The following is an 18109-nucleotide window of genomic DNA, read 5'->3' as shown; positions in this document are numbered from 1 at the left end:
GCGGTACTTTTTCCATCACTTAGATCACGAATACAATCGACCCGACCTCGAATTGGAGCGCACGGCCATGTCGGCCATAACGACACACGCATCATCTTCATCCGCTTATAACGCGTCGCCACGCGCAGTCGTCTTCGACGCTTACGGCACGCTGTTCGACGTCCACTCGGTGATCGCGTTGGCCGAACAGCTTTTCCCCGGCCACGGCGACGCGCTCTCGCAGCTCTGGCGTCGCAAGCAGATCGAGTACACGCAGTTGCGGACGCTCGCCGATCCGTCCGGCGCGCATTACGTGCCGTTCTGGAATATCACTCTCGATGCGCTGCGCCACGCCGCCGCCGCGCTGAAACTCGCCGACGCGCTCACGAGCGCCGCCGAAAAGCGCCTGATGGACGAATACGCGTGTCTCTCCGCGTTCCCCGACACGGTGCCCGCGCTCAAGGCGCTGCGCGAACGCTTCGACATTCCGCTCGCGATTCTCTCCAACGGCAATCCGCCGATGCTCGACATCGCAGTCAAGAGCGCCGGCATGAACGGACTTTTCGATCACGTGCTGTCCGTCGATGCCGTGCGCGCCTACAAGCCCGCCGCCGCAGCCTATGCGCTCGGCACACGCGCATTCCGCGCGGCCGCGCGCGACATCGTGTTCGTGTCGTCGAACGGCTGGGATGTCGCCGGCGCGGCGTGGTTCGGCTACACGACGTTCTGGATCAATCGCGCCGGCCTGCCGCCCGAGGAACTGGGCGTCGCGCCACACGGGTCCGGGCGCGGCATGGCCGAACTCATTGCATTCATCGAAAGCGGGCGCGTTCGGGAAAACAGCCCTGGAGCGAGCCGTCGCGGCGGCGCGCGCAAGCCATCCGGCTGACGCATCTTTCACGCATAACCGCATAACCGCATAAGCGCACAACCACTAGCAAAACCGTCTGACCGACCAAGGAGAAAACCATGACGCAACCGTCGAATCCGCTCACGCTTCCCAAAGGCATGGCAATCTCGGCCGACATCAAGCCCGGCTACGAATCCATTCTGACGCCCGACGCGCTGGCGTTCGTCGCCACGCTGCATCGCCAGTTCGAGCCGCGCCGCCAGCAATTGCTCGCCGCGCGCGTCGAGCGCACGAAGCGTCTCGATGCGGGCGAGCGCCCGAACTTCCTTGAAGAAACGAAATCGATCCGCGAGGGCGACTGGAAAGTCGCGCCGCTGCCCGCCGACCTGCAATGCCGCCGCGTCGAAATCACCGGTCCTGTCGAGCGCAAGATGATCATCAACGCGCTCAACTCCGGTGCGGATTCGTACATGACCGACTTCGAGGATTCGAACGCGCCGAACTGGGACAACCAGATCGTCGGCCAGATCAACCTGAAGGAAGCCGTGCGCCGCACGATTTCGCTCGAACAGAACGGCAAGTCATACAAGCTCAACGACAAGATCGCGACGCTGATCGTGCGCCCGCGCGGCTGGCATCTCGATGAAAAGCACGTCACCGTCGATGGTCAGCGCGTGTCGGGCGGCATCTTCGATTTCGCGCTGTTCCTGTTCCATAACGCGAAGGAGTTGATCGCGCGTGGCAGCGGCCCCTATTTCTATCTGCCGAAGATGGAAAGCCATCTCGAAGCGCGCCTCTGGAACGACATCTTCGTCGCGGCTCAGGAGAGCGTCGGCATTGCGCGCGGCACGATTCGCGCGACGGTGCTCGTCGAAACGATCCTCGCCGCGTTCGAAATGGACGAAATTCTGTATGAGCTGCGCGAGCACAGCTCGGGGCTCAACGCCGGCCGCTGGGACTACATCTTCTCGGCGATCAAGAAGTTCAAGAACGACACGGACTTCTGCCTCGCGGACCGGGCGAAGATCACGATGACCTCGCCGTTCATGCGCGCCTACGCGCTCGAACTGCTCAAGACCTGCCACAAGCGCAACGCGCCCGCCATCGGCGGCATGTCGGCGCTGATTCCGATCAAGAGCGATCCCGCCGCCAACGACCGCGCCATGGGCGGCGTGCGCTCCGACAAGGCGCGCGATGCCGGCGACGGCTACGACGGCGGCTGGGTCGCGCATCCGGGCCTCGTGCCCGTGGCGATGGAAGAGTTCGTCAAGGTACTGGGCGAGCGGCCGAACCAGATCGACAAGCAGCGCACCGACGTGCTGGTGACCGCGCACGATCTGCTCGACTTCCGTCCGGAAGAGCCGATCACGGAAGCGGGTTTGCGCAATAACGTAAACGTCGGCATTCACTATCTCGGTTCGTGGCTCGCGGGCAATGGCTGTGTGCCGATCCATAACCTGATGGAAGACGCCGCGACCGCCGAAATCTCGCGCTCGCAAGTGTGGCAGTGGATTCGCTCGCCGAAGGGCAAGCTCGACGACGGCCGCAAAGTCACGGCGGCGATGGTTCGCGACATCACCATCGACGAGCTGGAGAAGGTGAAGCAGAGCGTGAGCGCCTCGGGCGCCGACACGAAACCGTACGAACGCGCCGCGAAAATCTTCGAGGAAATGTCGACATCGGCGCAGTTCACCGAGTTTCTGACGCTGCCGCTGTACGAGGAAATCTGAGCGTTCGCGCACCACGAAAAAAACGGCCCGCGGGCCGTTTTTTTCATTTGGAGCGCATCATGGATCGAGCACGGCGTGTGCTACATTGCGCATCGTCTTTTTTAACGATTCAACCGTGGAGCGCACCTCGCGTGCGAACGACAGCATGAGCAATATCCAGCTCGATATCGAATGGACCGAAGCAGCATCGCGCAAGATCGAAAAAATGATGCCGCGCGGCGCGAACAAGGACGCGTATCTGGCGCTGCCGCCCATCGAATGCCTGCCGATGGAAGGCGACGTGCTCTTTCTCGGGCCGGATGGCAAGCAGCAGCCGTTTATCGTGGCGGAGCGTCAGTATCATCACGACGGCGACGCCGACTGGACCATCATCCTGATCCTCGACGTGCCGCACGAGACGCACTGAAGCACGCGGCTTCGCTCAGAGGATCTTGCTCGCGACGCGCACTTCGCCGTGCTCGCACAAATCCGGCGCCTTCGCGCGAAACGCCTGAATGTGCGCCGACTTGCCGTGTTCATCGAGCGTTTCCTGGCTTTCCCAGCGCTCCACGAAGATAAAGCGGCGCGGCTCCGCGTTGTCGCGATGCAAATCGTACTGAAGCGCACCCCGCTCTTTTCGCGTCGGCTCGACGTTTGCTTCGAGCACTTTCCTCAGCTCGTCTTCCTTGCCCGGCTTGGCGACAAAAATGGCGACGACGGCGACTTCCGACATGGGTTTTCTCCTGTTCTCATTGAAACGATGAAAGCACGAGCATAACCGCGCGCGCCGCGCGCCGCCGAAATGCCCGATACCCCAGAAATACCGCCGCGACTGCCCAAAGAAAAAGCCCGCGTTTCAAAGAAACGCGGGCAAAAACCGTCGCCCTACGAGGATAGGCGACGGGGCCATCGGGGCTCGCCGAGGCGAGCCATTCGTCTGTTTGTCCGGTGCCGGGCGCGCCGGAGACCACTTCCGCCGGCCGTGCGAGCGGTGTTTCGCGCCACTGATGCAATGTACTGTCCACACCACCCTTTCCTATAAGCTTTTGCGCACATTTCGCGACGGAAAGTATCGTCTGCGCAATTCATTGCGTGCTTTTCCATTTGCATGCACATTTAAATGTTCATTGACGTGATCGTTTGCGTGGCACGGGCCACATAGCGGAGGCATAAAAAAACGCCTCCCGAAGGAGGCGGTTCGTACGCGAATGCGCGATGTCGCGATCAGGCTTGGTAATGGATCAACTGATCTGGTCGGCAAGCAAGGCCATGATCTGACGCGCTTGAGGCGACGAATCCACGTTGCCCTTGTCATCGACGATCGCGACGCGCGTCTGCTGCTCGGTGATCGCGCGCACGTTGATCTGATACTGCTTCGCCTTCATTTCCTTGCGGCCGTGGAAAACCTGGCTCCAGAAGCCCTGCTCGGCAGACGATTTGTCCGTCGGGTCGACGTAGCGCACGAAATAGACGCCCTTGTTGCGGTCGCGGTCGTCCACCGTGAAGTTGGCGCGGTCGAGCGCGATGCCCACGCGCAGCCACGCGCGATCGTACGCTTCCGGCAGCGTGAGTTGCGAGGACTCCGCTTCCGGCACGACTTCGTTGCGAATCGGGGAATTGCCCGAACTCGCGACGTTCTGCGCCGCCACTGCAGCCGCCTTGGCATCTCCCTTCGCGGGTTGTGCCGCCTGCCCGGAATTCGTGCCCGTGCCGCCCGCCGGCGCCGACGTATCGAGCGGCGTCGCGCCGCCGGACGCCATACGCTGGTCGGCGATGGACAGCGAGGACATCAGCCGCTTCAGATATTCGTTTTCGAGCGCCGGGTCGTTCGGCCGCGCCTGCCACTGGCTCGTGTCGTTGTTCACGCCGGTCAGCGCCTCGCGCATGCCCTTCTGGCTGATGAACACGTAGGTGCCGCCGTTGGGCGCCGTTTCCAGGCGCGTGCGGTACTTGTTGCGTTCAGCCGTGACATACGAATTGCCGGTCGCCTTGGACAGCGTGTCGCGGATCAGGCCGTCGGAGATCTGCGGATGGGTTTCGTTCCAGTCGGTCTCCATCACGCCCTTGTCGCGCTGATCGACGACGAGCAGGAAGCCCTGTTCCTGCCAGAAGCGGCGGACCTGCGGCCACACCTGATCGGGTGACTTGCCGTCGACGACGAGCCAGCGCTCGGTGCCGTCACGCTGAATATGCATGCCGGACACGGGCGGGACCACGGTGGGCGCATTCGGCGCGACTTTCTGGATCTGCTGCAGACCGGAAAGCGATGCCTGTCCGCCCTGCGGCGGCAGCGAGCGCTGGTCGGCGGCCTCGTCGAGCAGATTCGGCGGAACGGCGAGAGACACCTGTTTGGAACGCTGATCGCTCTTGTAGTTGAACGCGTTGGGATTCGTCGAGCCGCATCCCGCGACGATGCCGGCGACCGCGAAGAGCGCAGCCATCCGCTTGGTTACACGAAAATCTGTCATTTGGAGAAATCCTTCCGCTACGCCACGGGCGTTCTTCCGTGGATCAACCAAGTATTTTACCGGTCCGGCGCAATGCCGTGCAAAAAGAGGGGCAAACAGGCGCCAGACGGCGGCGGCGAGGCGCGTTTTTCGGATGTTTGCTTTCGGATAGAGAACGCGGCCATCCGACAGGAAACGACGCGACTGCAGTTACCATTTAAGTCGTTTCGCATCGAATTGACAATTTATGACAATTGCGAAGATCGGCAATTTGCCCTTTCAATTTTTGCAACTCATTGATCCGACAACGAATTTTCCCGCCACCCCGACGGATCGCGAGCGCCCCGACGCGTGATGCCGATGTATCACTTTCTTTCGCCATCACTCTAAAATCGCATCTCGAAAATAAGAAGAGTCCTAATAAACGGAGAGAAATCGATGACAAAAATCAGAATTCCTTACTATGCCGCGCTAGGCATCGCCGTGCTCATGCTAGGCGCGACGAATCCGGCGCACGCTCAACTCGGCGCGACCGGGCGCACCGCGAACCCATCGCAAGGCGATGTCCTGCATCAGGCTCAGGGCGGCCTGATCAACTACCGCGAAACGACCGATACGCACGGCATCGTCGTGCGCCAATACGTCGATTCGAGCGGCGATGTCTATGCGGTGTCATGGCATGGGCCGGCGATGCCGGACGTGCAGTCGCTGCTCGGCGCCTATTTCGAGACGTTCCGCAAAGGCGCGGACGCGTCTGTGGGCGATGTCGGCCTGCACGCCACGCGTGTCGCGCAGGGCGATCTGATCGTCGAGAATCGCGTCCGGCTCCGCGAGTTCAGCGGACGCGCATGGCTCGCGAGCGAGTTGCCGCCCGGCGTCAACGCCGCGGATATCCAGTAGGAGGCCGACGATGACCACACGCGCCCTTCTCCGCCGTTTCGTGCTATTGGCCTTGTGCACGCTGCCCGCCGCCTGTGGGGGCGGAGGTGGCGGCGACTCCGCGAGTCCCGCCGCCGCGAGCGCACCGGCGAGCGCGAGCGCGCCCGCTCCGGCAAGCGCCGCCGCGCCCGCAAGCGAAGCATCCGCTCCGCTTGCCGACACCAGCGTGCCTCAGTCGAGCACGCCCAACGTCCAGACGATCCGCGTCGCCAGCACGCCCACCAACACGCGCAACATGCTGCAAACCAGCGTGACGATCTGCGTGCCCGGCACGAACACCTGTCAGACGATCGACAACATTCAGGTCGACACCGGCTCCCACGGTCTGCGTATCCTGGCCGCGGCGCTCAGCCCGTCGTTGGCGCTGCCATTGGTGTCCAGCGGCGGCGGCGGCGTCATCGCGGAATGCGCGGTGTTCGGCTCGGGCTACACCTGGGGCGCGGTGCGCCAGGCAGACGTACGGCTCGCCGGCCAGGTCGCGCCTTCGACCTCCGTGCAACTGATCGCCGACACCGCCGCGCCCGGCACCGCGCAGGACTGCAGCCAGTCCGGCCTGCCGATGCTCACCGCCTCGGCCCTGCGCGGCAACGGTATTCTTGGCGTCGGGCCGTTCACGGCGGATTGCGGCGCAAGTTGCGCGAACTCCGCGATGCCGCGCTGGTACTACGGCTGCAACTCGGGCGGATGCGCCGCGAGCGCGCTGCCGGTCGCGCAACAGGTGACCAATCCGGTCGCCAACTTCGCCGGCGACAACAACGGCGTGCTGATCGAGCTGCCCGACGTGCCGGACAGCGGCGCGTCGTCGGTGACAGGAACGATGACCTTCGGCATCGGCTCGCAGTCGAATAATCTGCTCGGCGCGGCGACCGTCCTCAAGTCGAACTCAGTGAACGGCTATGTGACGACGGATTTCGGCGGCAGCCAGTACGGCTCGAGCTTCATCGACAGCGGCTCCAACGGCGTGTTCTTCCCGTCCACCACGCTGGCGCGCTGCGGCGTGTGGTATTGCCCGGCGACTCCGCAGACGCTCGCCGCGACGATCCGCTCGCCGAGCGGCGCGCAAAGCGCGGTGAGCTTCACCGTCGCGCAATCGACGGCGCTGTTGGGCACCGCCAACTTCGCCTTCGACAATCTCGCGGGCACGGCGAGCGGCTACTTCGACTGGGGCTTGCCGTTCTTCTACGGGCGCCGCGTGTTCACAGCGATCCAGGGGCGCGCGACACCGGCGGGTCTCGGGCCGTACTACGCGTTCTGAGTCCGAAAGCGAAAAAACCGTCTCCGGTTGCCCGGAGACGGTTCCATGCCTGAGCCTTGACGCGATTACGCCCGGCTTTCCTCGTCGAAGATTTTCTGCGCGAGGTGGAAGGCCGAGTTCGCCGCCGGCACGCCGCAATAGACGGCGGTCTGCAGCAGCACTTCCTTGATTTCTTCCTGCGTCACGCCGTTGTTCTTCGCGGCGCGCAGATGCAGTGCAAGCTCCTCGCTGCGGTTGAGCGCGACCATCATCGCGATGGTGAGCAGGCTGCGCGTGTGGCGCGGCAGGCCTTCGCGCGTCCAGATCTCGCCCCACGCATAGCGCGTGATGAAATTCTGGAATTCGGTCGTCAGCTCGGTGCGGTTCGCGAGCGAGCGGTCCACGTGCGCATCGGACAGCACGGCGCGGCGGACCTTCATTCCCGCTTCATAACGTTCGTCGTCGTTCATTCACTGTTCTCCGATGAAGTCGAGCACGGCGCGCGTGTACTCGTCGCGCTTTTCGATGTTCGACAGATGCGCCGCGTCCAGCTCGACGTAACGCGAACCCTGGATATAGCCCGCGAGCTCGCGGCCCTGCTCGGCCGTGGTCGACAGATCGTGCGTGCCCGCGATCACGAGCACCGGCAGCTTGATGTTCTTCGCTTCGCCGCGCAGGTCGGCGTCGCGGATCGCCTCGCAGTTCGACGCGTAGCCGTCGCCCGACGTGTGGCGGAACGTGTCGCGGATGTTCGCCAGTTCGAGCTGCTCGCGCTCGATGAACGGCGCGGTGAACCAGCGCGCGATCACTGCGTCGGTCAGCGCGGGCATGCCGCCCGGCTCGCGCGCTTTCGCGGCGCGCGGCGTCCACACGGCGTCCGATCCGATCAGCGCGGCCGTGTTCGACAGCACCACGCGCGAGAAGCGTTCGGGATGACGCGCGGCGAGACCGATGCCGGTCAGCCCGCCCATCGACAGGCCGCAATAGTTCGCGCGGTCGATCTTCAGGTGATCCATCAGGCCGATCACGTCGCCGATCAGCTGATCGATCGTGTACGGGCCCGGCGGCACGTCGGAATGCCCATGGCCGCGCGTGTCATAACGCACGACGCGATAGTGCTGCGCGAACGCTTCGATGTTCGGCGTCCACATCGACACATCGGCGCCGAGCGAATTCGACAGCACGAGCCACGGCGCTTGGTCGCCCGCGGTGACATCGACGCGATAGTGGATCCGCGTCCCGTTGACTTCGGCAAGAGGCATGTTTTTACTGCTCCTGTTTATTCGAGTGAGCGTTCGCGATGGCGGCATCGACGAACGCCTGCGCCTGTCCGACGTAGTTCGCCGGATCGAGCAATGACTTCAGTTGATCTCGCGACAGATGACGCGCGACGGTTTCGTTCGCGGCGAGCTCGTCGAAGAGCGACGCGCCGTTCGCGACCGATGCCTTCGACGCGCCTTCGACGAGCTTGTGCGCGTCGAGCCGGCCAATGGCGTCACCGAGCGCGAGCATCACCGCTTCGCCGAGAATCAGGCCGTTGGTGACATCGAGATTGCGCGCGAGGCGTTCGACATTCACTTCCATCGACGGCACGATGCCTGCGATGTTCGACAACGCACCCGCCGTCAGACGCGCCAGATCCGGCAGCGCTTCCCATTCGGCCTGCCAGCCGCCAAGCGCGCGTTCGTGCTCCTGCACCATGCCCGCGAAAATCGTCGCGACGAGATTCGGCGCGCGCGTCGCGGCGGTCAGCACGGCCGCGCAGCCCACCGGATTGCGCTTGTGCGGCATGGTCGACGAACCGCCCTTGCCCGCCGCCGCCGGTTCGGCCACTTCGCCGAGCTCGGTCTGCATCATGAGCGAGATGTCGCGCGCGATCTTGCCGAGCGTGCCCGTGAGCATGCCGAGAAACGACGCCGCTTCCGCGATGCGGTCGCGTTGCGTGTGCCACGGCAAGGCCGGAAGTTGCAGCTTCAGATCGTCCGCGAGCGCTTGCGCGACCGGCCGCGCCTTGTCGCGCAGACTCGCGAGCGTGCCCGCCGCGCCGCCGAACTGCAGCACGAGCGCGCGGTCGCGAAGCTCGACGAGACGCGCGCGATGACGCGTCACCGCATCCAGCCATTGCGCGAATTTCAGACCGAGCGTGATCGGCAGCGCCTGCTGCAACCACGTGCGGCCGATCATCGGCGTTGTTTTGTGCGCTTGCGCCTGATCGACGAGCGCATCGCTCAGGGCACGCAAATCGGCATCGATCAGATCGAGAAACGCGCGCAATTGCAGCACGACGCCCGTATCGATGATGTCCTGACTCGTCGCGCCCCAGTGCACGTACTTCGCGGCTTCCGCGTCCTTCGACTTCACGACCGCCGTCAACTGCTTGACGAGCGGAATCGCCAGATTGCCGCCAGCGGCCGCGCCGGTCATCAGCGCTTCGGCATCGATGTTGTCGGCGTTGCACGCGTCGACGATTCGCTGGACCGCGCTCGCCGGAATCACGCCGTGCTCGGCCGAAGCACGCGCGAGCGCGGCTTCGACGTCGAGCATCGCCTGCACGGTCGCGCGCGGCGACCAGATCTCGTTCGCGGCGGCGTTGCCGCAAATGAGATCGGTGAGACGTCCGGTCGATGAAAACATGTGCTCAGACACGCTCGATGATCATCGCGATGCCCTGACCCACGCCGATGCACATCGTGCACAGCGCATAGCGGCCGCCGGTGCGATGCAGCTGATAGCTCGCGGTCGTGACCAGACGCGCGCCCGATGCGCCCAGCGGATGGCCGAGCGCGATCGCGCCGCCGTTCGGGTTGACGCGGGGATCGTCGTCGGCGACGCCGAGCATGCGCAGCGTGGCGAGACCCTGCGACGCGAACGCTTCGTTCAGCTCGATCACATCCATCTGGTCGATGGTCATGCCCAGACGCTTCAGAAGCTTCTGCGAAGCCGGGCCCGGACCAATGCCCATCACGCGCGGCGGCACGCCGGCGGTGGCGAGACCGAGAATGCGCGCGCGCGGCGTGAGGCCGTTGCGCTTGGCGCTTTCTTCGTCGGCGATCAGCATGGCGACCGCGCCGTCGTTCACGCCCGACGCGTTGCCTGCCGTCACGGAACCGTCCGGACGCACGACGCCCTTCAGCTTCGCCAGCGCTTCGAGGCTCGTTTCACGCGGATGTTCGTCACGATCGACGATGAGCGCATCGCCCTTCTTCTGCGGAATCGTCACCGCGACGATTTCCTGCGCGAGCGTGCCGTCCTTCTGCGCGCGCGCCGCCTTCTGCTGCGAGCGCACAGCGAATGCGTCCTGATCGGCGCGGCTGATCTTGTAATCGTCCGCGACGTTTTCGGCGGTCTCGGGCATCGAATCGACGCCGTACTGCTTCTTCATCAGCGGATTGACGAAACGCCAGCCGATGGTCGTGTCGTGGATTTCGGCGGAACGCGAGAACGCGCTCGTCGCCTTGCCCATCACGAACGGCGCGCGGCTCATGCTTTCGACGCCGCCCGCGATCATGAGGCTCGTCTCGCCCGACTTGATCGCGCGGGCCGCGACGCCGATCGCGTCCATGCCCGAACCGCACAGGCGGTTCACCGTCGAGCCCGGCGTGCCGATCGGCAGCCCCGCCAGCAGCGCCGACATGCGCGCCACGTTACGGTTGTCTTCGCCCGCCTGATTCGCGCAGCCGTAGATCACTTCGTCGATGGCTTCCCAGTCCACTTCCTTGTTGCGCTCGACCAAAGCGCGCAGCGGCACTGCGCCGAGATCGTCGGCGCGCACGGAGGACAGCGAGCCGCCGTATCGGCCGATGGGCGTGCGAATCGCGTCACATACGAAAGCTTCTTTCATTTCCAGTCTCTCCGGTTCTCTCAGGCGGCTTCGGTCAGCGGCGCATATTGAAGCGGCACTTGCGCGAGCTTCTGCAATTCTTCGAACGACAGGCCGTCCACGATTTCGCGCACGACGAGGCCTTCCGGCGTCACGTCGAACACGGCCAGATCCGTGTATACGCGGTTCACGCATTCCACGCCCGTCACAGGGTACGTGCAGACGTCGACCAGCTTGCTTTCGCCCTGCTTCGTCAGCAGTTCCATCATCACGTAGACCTGCTTGGCGCCGATCGCGAGATCCATCGCGCCTCCGACCGCCGGGATCGCATCGGGCGCACCGGTGTGCCAGTTCGCGAGATCGCCCTTCGCCGACACCTGGAACGCGCCGAGCACGCAGAAGTCGAGGTGGCCGCCGCGCATCATCGCGAACGAATCGGCGTGGTGAAAATACGCGCCGCCCGTGAGCAGCGTCACATGCTGCTTGCCGGCGTTGATGAGCTCGTCGTCTTCCGCGCCTTTGGCGGGCGCCGGGCCCATGCCGAGCAGGCCGTTTTCGCTGTGCAGGAAGATTTCGCGATCCGCCGCGAGATGATTGGCGACGAGCGTCGGCACGCCGATGCCCAGGTTCACGTACGCGCCTTCGGGAATGTCCGCGGCCACGCGCTTGGCCATTTCGTCACGAGTGAGTTTCTTCATGGCTTTCGATTCCTTAAGCTGCGAGTTCGGCTTGATGCACCGCTTGCGGCACTTCCACGACGCGCTGCACGAAAATCCCCGGCGTCACGATGTTTTCCGGGTCCAGCTCGCCGAGTTGCACGACCTTCGACACCTGCACGATGGCGGTCTTCGCCGCGCTCGCCATGATCGGCCCGAAGTTGCGTGCAGTTTTACGATAGACCAGATTGCCCCAGCGGTCGCCCTTGAATGCCTTGATGAGCGCGAAATCGGCGTGCAGCGGCGCTTCCAGCACGTAGTGCTTGCCGTCGATCACGCGCGTCTCCTTGCCTCCGGCGAGCTTCGTGCCATAGCCCGTCGGCGTGAAGAAACCGCCGATGCCCGCGCCCGCCGCGCGGATGCGCTCGGCCAGATTGCCCTGCGGCACGAGTTCCAGCTCGATTTCGCCCGCGCGATAGAGCGCGTCGAACACATGCGAATCCGTCTGACGCGGGAACGAGCAGATGATCTTGCGCACGCGCTTCGCCTTGAGCAGCGCGGCCAGGCCCGTGTCGCCGTTGCCGGCGTTGTTGTTGACGATCGTGAGCTCGCGCGCGCCCTGCTCGATGAGCGCGTCGATCAGCTCGGACGGCATGCCCGCCGTACCGAAACCGCCGATCATGATGGTCGCTCCGTCGTGGACGTCGGCCACGGCCTGCGCGAGCGAATCGAAAATCTTGTTGATCATTGCCGTTCTTCTCCAGTCTGAGCGCCGGCCTTGCTGCCGCGCCCGTCCCGAACTCGGGGTTTACCTGCTCGAAATCAGACTTGCATCGAAATGTTCGATATGCGAACATGGATTCGTTTAGCGAACATCGGCATGGTAATCCTGCGTTCGTTGTCGTGTCAACGAAGCTTATGCAAACTGCGGGTTTTCACGGAGTCTCCGCCGTGATTCGCTCCCTGGAGACAAGCCTCATGAAAAATTCAGCCACGCCGAATCCGGACGGCGAGCCACAGGACGCGCAGGCTCGTCCAGGCGACGCCTACGTCCAGTCGTTCGCGCGCGGGCTCGCGGTGATCCGCTCGTTCGATGCGAACCGCCCCGCCCAGACACTGACCGACGTCGCCTCGGCCACCGGACTCACGCGGGCGGGCGCGCGCCGTATCCTGCTGACGCTGCAATCGCTCGGCTATGTCGAGGCGGACGGGCGTCTCTTTCAACTGACGCCGAAAATTCTCGATCTCGGTTTCGCGTATCTCACGTCGATGCCGTTCTGGAATCTCGCCGAGCCGGTCATGGAAGATCTCGTCGAGCAGGTGCACGAGAGCTGCTCGGCGGCGGTGCTGAACGGCGCAGAGATCGTCTACGTGCTGCGCGTGCCGACGCACAAGATCATCACGCAGAACTTGTCTATCGGCAGCCGCCTGCCCGCTTTCTGCACGTCGATGGGCCGCGTGCTGCTCGCCGCGCTCGACGACGATCGCCTCGACGCCGCGCTCGACGCCAGCGACCTCACCGCGCGCACGCCGCGCACGATCGTCGATAAAGACGCGCTGAAGGAATCCATCGCGCTCGTGCGCCGCCAAGGCTGGGCGATCGTCGATCAGGAACTGGAGGAAGGACTGATTTCGATGTCCGCGCCGATCCGCGACCGGCAAGGCCGCGTGATCGCGGCGCTGAACATCAGCGGCAACGCCCAGCGCAAGAACGCAAAGCAGATGGTGAAAGCGTTTCTCGAGCCGCTTCAGGAAGCGGCGCAGCGCGTGTCCGACATGGTCGCGCGGCGCGGATGAGCGCGAGGCTCGCCCTCGTTGACGCGATGGATCGCGCGCGCCAAGATCGTCGTCGGAGCACCGCGTCATGACCGACCTCGACCTGAATCTGATTCCGTACCTCGTCGCAATCGAGGAAACGCGCAACGTGAGCCGCGCCGCCGAGCGGCTCGGCGTGAGTCAGCCGCGCGTGTCGACCGCGCTGGCCCGGCTGCGTGAGTACTTCAACGATCCGCTGTTCGTGCGCACGTCGCGCGGCATGGAGCCGACGCCGCGCACCATCGCGCTGGTGCCCGCGGCGCGCGAGGCGCTGGCGCGCATCGAGCGCGGTCTGCTCGACCGGCAGCACTTCGATCCGTCGGTGAGCGCGGAGACTTTTTCGATCGCGCTGTCCGATGTCGGCGAGATCGTGTTTCTCCCGCGCCTGTTGCAGGCGTTCGCGAAGCAAGCGCCGAATGCGAATCTCCGTTCGGTGTCGGCATCGCACGGGAATGTGGAGCGCGGGCTCGAAGCCGGTGATATCGATCTCGCCGTCGGCTATTTTCCCGATCTGCGCGGCAACAATTTTTTTCAGCAGCGACTGTTCTCGCATCGCTTCATCTGCCTGATGCGGCGCGATCATCCGTTCGCCAGCGAGCCGCTCACGCTGGAACGCTTTCTCGCCTGCGGCCACGCGGTGGTGCGCGCCGAAGGCCGCAGTCAGGAGATCCTGGAGAACTATCTGGACCGCGAACGCGTGCGGCGCCGCGCCGTGCTCGAGACGCCGCATTTCATGAGCCTGCCCTTCATTCTCTCGCGCACCGATCTAATCGCGACGGTGCCGCATGCGATCGGCTTCGCGTATGTCGCCGAGCATGCGTCGATCACGCTCGCCGAGCCGCCGCTCGCGTTGCCGCGCTTCGATCTGAAGCAGCACTGGCATCGCAAGTTTCACAACGACGCGCGCACGGTATGGCTGCGCGGCATCGTCGCTTCGCTCTTCAACGACGAACTCGACGAATGGCCGAAGTGAATCTCAACGGCGCGCGTCGATGCTCCACGCGCCCGGCCCCGCCGCCGCGATGAACAGGAAGATGAACGACATCAACACGGCCGGCTCGCCCTGATTCAACAGCGGCAGGAGAAAGTTTCCGCCCGGCGCGTGCCCGATGAAATACGCGAAGGCGAGTTCGCCCGACAGCACGAACGCCGCCGCTCGCGCGAAGAAGCCGACGAGCACGAGCACGCCGCCAACCAGTTCGATGATCCCCGCCACGCCGAGCAGCGAGAACAGCGGCAGGCCGTCGAACATGGCTATATGCGGCACATGGAACAGCTTCGCCGATGCATGCGTGAGCAACACATACGAAGCGACGATTCGCAGCAGCGCCTGGGCGTGACTGGCCAGCGCGGGCGTGGCGGGCGCTGCGGCGCGAATTTGAGTGGACATCGCGAACTCCTCGAAAATGGACTGGAGCCAGTCTAAGCAGACATCGCTTGTCGATAAATCCGGCTAACATTAGCGTTTTGTTTCTCGACAGGAAATGATCGATGGACGGTCTGACCAGCTTGCGGGTATTCCGCGAGGTCGTCGAGGCGGGCAGTTTCGTCAAGGCTGCGGAACGGCTCGACATTTCGACCGCGATGACGAGCAAGCACGTCGCCAATCTGGAGCGGCAACTCGGCGTGCGACTGCTGAACCGGACGACGCGTCACCTCAGCCTGACCGAAGCCGGCAACGTGTATTACGAACAGTGCAGCGAGGCGCTCGATATCCTGCAGACCGCCGAGGCCGCGGTCGGCGTGCAGACCGCGCAGCCTCAGGGCGTGCTCAAGGTCACCGCGCCCGGCTGGTTCGCCAATCGCAAGTTCGCCGATATGCTGGTCGCGTATCAGGCGCGCTATCCAGGCGTGCTCGTCGATCTTCGGCTCGAAAACCGCTTCGTCGATCTAGTCGAAGAAGGCTACGACATGGCGATACGCGCGACTTCCGAGCCTTCGCCGTCGCTGATCGTGCGGCCGCTGTGCAAGATGCCTTTCGTGCTCGCGGGGTCGCGCGCCTATCTCGAGCAACACGGCAAGCTGCGTCATCCGGACGACGTTGCGCGGCACCGGTTTGTGTTGCCGACTTACACCAACGTCGAATCGGTCACGCTGCACGGCCCGGACGGCGAGTTCACCGTGAAGAATCAGGCCGTGCTGAAGACCAACGATACCTCGATGGCGCTGCAACTCGTGCGCGCGGGACTCGGCCTAGCGTACTTCCCGGCGTGGATCGTGGAGCCGGAGCTGGCGTCAGGCGCGCTCGTGCGCGTGCTGCCGCACTACACGGCGTTCGCGCCGTCGGTCTATGCGGTGTATACGAGTCGCAAATACATGACGACCAAGGTGCGGACCTTCATCGACTTTCTTTCGGAGTCGCTTGCGGATGGTCACAAGTGAGGCAAAGGCGATTAGGATTCCTCTTATTCTGACATCGTTGATCGCGTGTAATCATCGCGCCGCTTCCGGTTCCGGCCACAGGCGCGACACATTGTCATCGTGCGTGCTGCCGGGATCGCTTCGTCACCCGAACGCGAGCATGCGCGATATGGAAATTTCCTGGATTCCGCTGGCCTTCAGTCTGTCATTGCTGGCGCTGACGCTTTTCCTCTGCCGTGCGGTGAACGTACGTCAGGGCGCGTTGCAATGGAACGGCGCACTGTTTTTCTTCGTGCTGTGCATTCTTGCGATGATCCTGGACTTCACGCTGACGATGGTCTTCGCGTCGGCGAGCTTTCACGACCGCACCGAGTATGAGAGTCTCGCATCGCGAACGGCATGGGCGGGCCGTGTCCTGACCTATCTGATTCCCTGCGTGGTTTCTCTGTTGCTGGCGCTGCGTTTTCGCAGGCGTCAACGCGTTGCCCGTGGACGGCGAACGGTTGACGCCGGGCGTCCGGTGCAGATTCAGACCTCACCGTACACCCAGTCGAAGTTGACGCTCTGATCTCTTGCGAGTGAATTCGCTGACTTCAATCGCGAAATTCGTCGAAGCAGTTCTACTATTCGTTTCTCTTTGATATACTTTCGTTCTCTCGGGGCGTAGCGCAGCCTGGTAGCGTACCTGCATGGGGTGCAGGTGGTCGGAGGTTCAAATCCTCTCGCCCCGACCAGTATCGAAAAGCTCTCCGGCTTCTGGCCGGAGAGCTTTTTTTTGGCCCGTGCGGGCAACGTGATCATCGGCGAAAAAAGAACAATGGCTTATAGCAAGCTCAGCAACCCACGCGCCTTTCCCGGCAACAGCAACTACGGCATGTCCTTGCGGGACTACTTCGCCGGCCAGGCGTTGGCAGGCGACATGGCCGACGAAGCGCTTCCGTCCGATGCCTCTCCCGCCCTGCTCGAACAACGCGCGCGACTCTACTACCGACTCGCCGACGCGATGCTCAAAGTCCGCGCCGAAGATGAGGCGTTGAGCAACACCACCGCGATGATGGGCATGGCCGTCTGACGCACGCGACCCGGTCGTGCCAAGCGTCGTATATTCAGACGTGAAACGCAAAAAAACACTTGTGTGTCAATGATTTAAGCTCTAGTCTTAAGGCGACACATAAGGAATGGCACCATGCCTTCGATTGTCCCCGCGCCTTCGCCAGCAAGGCGCATCTCCGCTAGCCGACCTGCATCCGCGTTGCGCGCCGAAGTCGCAAAATGGTTCGATCCGGAAAGCCGCGCGCGCGTCACGCGCTTCGGGCGCGTGTATCCCGGCGGCGGCCGTTACGTTTGCGTCAGCGCGCCCAAGCCCGGCGGATTTTTTGCGTTGTACTTCTTCCATCACGGCGCAGGCGACTGGCGCGCCTATCCGCCCTCGGGCGTCGGTCCGAGCATCGTGTACTGGTCGGTGAAGGTGAAGACGCCGGCCACTCGCGCGGCGGCCGGCACAAGAAGGCGGCTGCGCGCCGCAGTCAAGTCTTAGCCGCGAGCAGCGTCTGCCCGGTCATCGTTTCGTCGATGGCGCGCTTGTATACTTTCGCGACATCAACCGCCGCGATGCCCTGAGCCGCATCCTTGCCCATCGACGCCAAGGTTTCCGCGACCCATCCCGGGCTCACGACGTTCACGCGCATCTTTCCCTGCAACTCGAGTGCAGCCGCGCGCACGAATCCTTCGACACCCGCGTTGACGATGCTCACCGCCGCGCTGCCGATCATCGGCTGCTGAGACAGCGTGCCGCTCGTCAGCGTGACGGAGCCGCCCTCCTCGACATGTCCGCTCGCGCAGCGCACAAGATTCACCTGCCCCATCAGCTTGTTCGCGAGACTGAACGCGTAGTCGTCATCGGCGAGCGCGTCCATTGGCGCGAACTTCGCTGCGCCGCCCACGCACACGACCGCGCCCACCTTGCCGACCGCGTCATACATCGCGACGATGCTCGCCTTGTTCGACAAATCGACCGAGACATCCGAGCCCTTTCGGCTCGCGCCGATCACTTCATGCTCAGGCTCGAGACACCGTCTGATTTCCGTGCCCAACAAGCCTGTTGCGCCTACGAGCAGCACACGCATAAGCCCCTCCTGAAACGACATGGCGGAACCGCGCGTAAAGCGTCCGCGCGGCGAACGAAAAGAGCGAGCGCTTATCGTACCGCCGTCGCGTGCGCTACGCAGCGCACGGCCGAGCGCTCCCAAAGTGCGGGCGAAAAAAATGCCGCGATGCAATCGCGGCATTGTCGGAAGTC

General features: G+C 63.8%; 23 protein-coding genes and 1 tRNA gene. 13 read left to right on the top strand and 11 right to left on the bottom strand.

The window, feature by feature from the left end; all coding sequences use genetic code 11:
* Window positions 1–67: 67 nt before the first annotated feature.
* The 3 genes from AWB79_RS16615 (at window position 68) to AWB79_RS16605 (ending at window position 2965) form a co-directional block, all read left to right on the top strand.
* Window positions 68–868 (top strand): haloacid dehalogenase type II, encoded by an 801-nt coding sequence (locus AWB79_RS16615; protein ID WP_061168521.1) that lies wholly within the window; start codon window positions 68–70, stop codon window positions 866–868.
* Between the two features lie 80 nt (window positions 869–948).
* Window positions 949–2559: a malate synthase A gene (gene aceB, locus AWB79_RS16610; RefSeq protein WP_061168520.1), complete on the top strand. Its 1611-nt coding sequence runs from the start codon at window positions 949–951 to the stop codon at window positions 2557–2559.
* Window positions 2560–2704: 145 nt separating this feature from the next.
* On the top strand, window positions 2705–2965 hold the full coding sequence (locus AWB79_RS16605) for a hypothetical protein (protein ID WP_061168688.1): 261 nt from the start codon (window positions 2705–2707) through the stop codon (window positions 2963–2965).
* A 15-nt stretch (window positions 2966–2980) separates the two neighbouring features.
* Here the strand turns inward: AWB79_RS16605 and AWB79_RS16600 are convergent, their stop codons facing one another.
* From AWB79_RS16600 to bamC, 3 genes are all read right to left on the bottom strand, one after another.
* Window positions 2981–3271, bottom strand: a complete 291-nt coding sequence (locus AWB79_RS16600; protein ID WP_061168519.1) for a putative quinol monooxygenase — start codon at window positions 3269–3271, stop codon at window positions 2981–2983.
* Between the two features lie 16 nt (window positions 3272–3287).
* Complete coding sequence (locus AWB79_RS39545) at window positions 3288–3563, bottom strand: hypothetical protein (RefSeq protein WP_157695797.1); 276 nt, start codon at window positions 3561–3563, stop codon at window positions 3288–3290.
* Window positions 3564–3779: 216 nt separating this feature from the next.
* Complete coding sequence (gene bamC / locus AWB79_RS16595) at window positions 3780–5006, bottom strand: NlpB/DapX family lipoprotein (protein WP_061168518.1); 1227 nt, start codon at window positions 5004–5006, stop codon at window positions 3780–3782.
* On the opposite strand from bamC, the gene AWB79_RS39540 reads away from it, so the two are divergent.
* The 3 genes from AWB79_RS39540 to AWB79_RS16585 all read left to right on the top strand — a co-directional run bounded on the left by AWB79_RS39540 (window position 5007) and on the right by AWB79_RS16585 (window position 7179).
* Window positions 5007–5285: a hypothetical protein gene (locus tag AWB79_RS39540; protein WP_157695796.1), complete on the top strand. Its 279-nt coding sequence runs from the start codon at window positions 5007–5009 to the stop codon at window positions 5283–5285.
* Between the two features lie 138 nt (window positions 5286–5423).
* Entirely contained in the window at window positions 5424–5885 is a 462-nt protein-coding gene (locus AWB79_RS16590; protein ID WP_061168517.1) for a DUF2844 domain-containing protein, read from the top strand.
* A 10-nt stretch (window positions 5886–5895) separates the two neighbouring features.
* Window positions 5896–7179, top strand: coding sequence for a DUF3443 domain-containing protein (locus AWB79_RS16585; protein ID WP_061168516.1), 1284 nt, complete (start codon window positions 5896–5898; stop codon window positions 7177–7179).
* A 65-nt stretch (window positions 7180–7244) separates the two neighbouring features.
* Here AWB79_RS16585 and pcaC read toward each other — a convergent pair whose 3' ends face one another.
* Genes pcaC through AWB79_RS16555 form a run of 6 tightly spaced genes read right to left on the bottom strand, consistent with a single transcriptional unit; the run spans window position 7245 to window position 12382 of the window.
* Window positions 7245–7628 (bottom strand): 4-carboxymuconolactone decarboxylase, encoded by a 384-nt coding sequence (gene pcaC, locus AWB79_RS16580; protein WP_061168515.1) that lies wholly within the window; start codon window positions 7626–7628, stop codon window positions 7245–7247.
* A complete protein-coding gene (gene pcaD / locus AWB79_RS16575) occupies window positions 7629–8420 on the bottom strand; it encodes a 3-oxoadipate enol-lactonase (protein WP_061168514.1) in 792 nt (263 codons plus the stop codon). It abuts the gene before it with no gap.
* A gap of 4 nt (window positions 8421–8424) precedes the next feature.
* The gene (locus AWB79_RS16570; protein ID WP_061168513.1) at window positions 8425–9792 is read right to left on the bottom strand and encodes a 3-carboxy-cis,cis-muconate cycloisomerase; all 1368 of its coding nucleotides are present in this window, start codon (window positions 9790–9792) and stop codon (window positions 8425–8427) included.
* A 4-nt stretch (window positions 9793–9796) separates the two neighbouring features.
* Window positions 9797–10999 carry a 3-oxoadipyl-CoA thiolase gene (gene pcaF / locus AWB79_RS16565; RefSeq protein WP_061168512.1) on the bottom strand — a complete coding sequence of 401 codons (1203 nt, stop codon included), beginning with the start codon at window positions 10997–10999 and terminating at the stop codon, window positions 9797–9799.
* 20 nt (window positions 11000–11019) lie between these two features.
* Window positions 11020–11676: a 3-oxoacid CoA-transferase subunit B gene (locus tag AWB79_RS16560; RefSeq protein ID WP_061168511.1), complete on the bottom strand. Its 657-nt coding sequence runs from the start codon at window positions 11674–11676 to the stop codon at window positions 11020–11022.
* A gap of 13 nt (window positions 11677–11689) precedes the next feature.
* A complete protein-coding gene (locus AWB79_RS16555; RefSeq protein WP_061168510.1) occupies window positions 11690–12382 on the bottom strand; it encodes a 3-oxoacid CoA-transferase subunit A in 693 nt (230 codons plus the stop codon).
* 230 nt (window positions 12383–12612) lie between these two features.
* On the opposite strand from AWB79_RS16555, the gene AWB79_RS16550 reads away from it, so the two are divergent.
* Both AWB79_RS16550 and AWB79_RS16545 read left to right on the top strand, forming a co-directional pair.
* Window positions 12613–13431 carry an IclR family transcriptional regulator gene (locus tag AWB79_RS16550; RefSeq protein WP_061168509.1) on the top strand — a complete coding sequence of 273 codons (819 nt, stop codon included), beginning with the start codon at window positions 12613–12615 and terminating at the stop codon, window positions 13429–13431.
* Between the two features lie 67 nt (window positions 13432–13498).
* Window positions 13499–14422 carry a LysR family transcriptional regulator gene (locus AWB79_RS16545; protein WP_061168508.1) on the top strand — a complete coding sequence of 308 codons (924 nt, stop codon included), beginning with the start codon at window positions 13499–13501 and terminating at the stop codon, window positions 14420–14422.
* A gap of 3 nt (window positions 14423–14425) precedes the next feature.
* On the opposite strand, the gene AWB79_RS16540 is transcribed toward AWB79_RS16545, so the two are convergent.
* On the bottom strand, window positions 14426–14839 hold the full coding sequence (locus AWB79_RS16540; protein WP_061168507.1) for a DoxX family protein: 414 nt from the start codon (window positions 14837–14839) through the stop codon (window positions 14426–14428).
* Between the two features lie 101 nt (window positions 14840–14940).
* Here AWB79_RS16540 and AWB79_RS16535 point away from each other — a divergent pair, with 101 nt between their 5' ends.
* The 5 genes from AWB79_RS16535 (at window position 14941) to AWB79_RS16515 (ending at window position 17347) form a co-directional block, all read left to right on the top strand.
* A complete protein-coding gene (locus AWB79_RS16535) occupies window positions 14941–15831 on the top strand; it encodes a LysR family transcriptional regulator (protein WP_061168506.1) in 891 nt (296 codons plus the stop codon).
* A 139-nt stretch (window positions 15832–15970) separates the two neighbouring features.
* Complete coding sequence (locus AWB79_RS16530; protein ID WP_232470920.1) at window positions 15971–16378, top strand: hypothetical protein; 408 nt, start codon at window positions 15971–15973, stop codon at window positions 16376–16378.
* A gap of 89 nt (window positions 16379–16467) precedes the next feature.
* Window positions 16468–16544, top strand: a tRNA-Pro gene (locus tag AWB79_RS16525).
* Entirely contained in the window at window positions 16511–16882 is a 372-nt protein-coding gene (locus tag AWB79_RS16520; RefSeq protein WP_232470919.1) for a hypothetical protein, read from the top strand. The genes AWB79_RS16525 and AWB79_RS16520 overlap by 34 nt, the downstream gene beginning before the upstream one ends.
* A 114-nt stretch (window positions 16883–16996) precedes the next feature.
* On the top strand, window positions 16997–17347 hold the full coding sequence (locus tag AWB79_RS16515) for a hypothetical protein (protein WP_157695795.1): 351 nt from the start codon (window positions 16997–16999) through the stop codon (window positions 17345–17347).
* Here the strand turns inward: AWB79_RS16515 and AWB79_RS16510 are convergent.
* Window positions 17337–17936 carry a short chain dehydrogenase gene (locus tag AWB79_RS16510; RefSeq protein WP_061168685.1) on the bottom strand — a complete coding sequence of 200 codons (600 nt, stop codon included), beginning with the start codon at window positions 17934–17936 and terminating at the stop codon, window positions 17337–17339. The two genes, AWB79_RS16515 and AWB79_RS16510, sit on opposite strands and share 11 nt — an antisense overlap.
* Window positions 17937–18109 lie beyond the last annotated feature (173 nt).

Source organism: Caballeronia hypogeia, assembly GCF_001544875.2.
GTDB classification, from domain to species: Bacteria; Pseudomonadota; Gammaproteobacteria; order Burkholderiales; family Burkholderiaceae; genus Caballeronia; species Caballeronia hypogeia.
Note: the sequence above shows the minus strand (reverse complement) of the source record. Positions and strands in the feature narration are given on the sequence as shown.

Bases quoted from the DNA above. Each gene is read 5' to 3' on its own strand.
- AWB79_RS16615 (WP_061168521.1), top strand. From the start codon at position 68: ATGTCGGCCATAACGACACACGCATCATCTTCATCCGCTTATAACGCG.
- aceB (WP_061168520.1), top strand. From the start codon at position 949: ATGACGCAACCGTCGAATCCGCTCACGCTTCCCAAAGGCATGGCAATC.
- AWB79_RS16605 (WP_061168688.1), top strand. From the start codon at position 2,705: ATGAGCAATATCCAGCTCGATATCGAATGGACCGAAGCAGCATCGCGC.
- AWB79_RS16600 (WP_061168519.1), bottom strand. From the start codon at position 3,271: ATGTCGGAAGTCGCCGTCGTCGCCATTTTTGTCGCCAAGCCGGGCAAG.
- bamC (WP_061168518.1), bottom strand. From the start codon at position 5,006: ATGACAGATTTTCGTGTAACCAAGCGGATGGCTGCGCTCTTCGCGGTC.
- AWB79_RS16590 (WP_061168517.1), top strand. From the start codon at position 5,424: ATGACAAAAATCAGAATTCCTTACTATGCCGCGCTAGGCATCGCCGTG.
- AWB79_RS16585 (WP_061168516.1), top strand. From the start codon at position 5,896: ATGACCACACGCGCCCTTCTCCGCCGTTTCGTGCTATTGGCCTTGTGC.
- pcaC (WP_061168515.1), bottom strand. From the start codon at position 7,628: ATGAACGACGACGAACGTTATGAAGCGGGAATGAAGGTCCGCCGCGCC.
- pcaD (WP_061168514.1), bottom strand. From the start codon at position 8,420: ATGCCTCTTGCCGAAGTCAACGGGACGCGGATCCACTATCGCGTCGAT.
- AWB79_RS16570 (WP_061168513.1), bottom strand. From the start codon at position 9,792: ATGTTTTCATCGACCGGACGTCTCACCGATCTCATTTGCGGCAACGCC.
- pcaF (WP_061168512.1), bottom strand. From the start codon at position 10,999: ATGAAAGAAGCTTTCGTATGTGACGCGATTCGCACGCCCATCGGCCGA.
- AWB79_RS16560 (WP_061168511.1), bottom strand. From the start codon at position 11,676: ATGAAGAAACTCACTCGTGACGAAATGGCCAAGCGCGTGGCCGCGGAC.
- AWB79_RS16555 (WP_061168510.1), bottom strand. From the start codon at position 12,382: ATGATCAACAAGATTTTCGATTCGCTCGCGCAGGCCGTGGCCGACGTC.
- AWB79_RS16550 (WP_061168509.1), top strand. From the start codon at position 12,613: ATGAAAAATTCAGCCACGCCGAATCCGGACGGCGAGCCACAGGACGCG.
- AWB79_RS16545 (WP_061168508.1), top strand. From the start codon at position 13,499: ATGACCGACCTCGACCTGAATCTGATTCCGTACCTCGTCGCAATCGAG.
- AWB79_RS16540 (WP_061168507.1), bottom strand. From the start codon at position 14,839: ATGTCCACTCAAATTCGCGCCGCAGCGCCCGCCACGCCCGCGCTGGCC.
- AWB79_RS16535 (WP_061168506.1), top strand. From the start codon at position 14,941: ATGGACGGTCTGACCAGCTTGCGGGTATTCCGCGAGGTCGTCGAGGCG.
- AWB79_RS16530 (WP_232470920.1), top strand. From the start codon at position 15,971: ATGCGCGATATGGAAATTTCCTGGATTCCGCTGGCCTTCAGTCTGTCA.
- AWB79_RS16515 (WP_157695795.1), top strand. From the start codon at position 16,997: ATGCCTTCGATTGTCCCCGCGCCTTCGCCAGCAAGGCGCATCTCCGCT.
- AWB79_RS16510 (WP_061168685.1), bottom strand. From the start codon at position 17,936: ATGCGTGTGCTGCTCGTAGGCGCAACAGGCTTGTTGGGCACGGAAATC.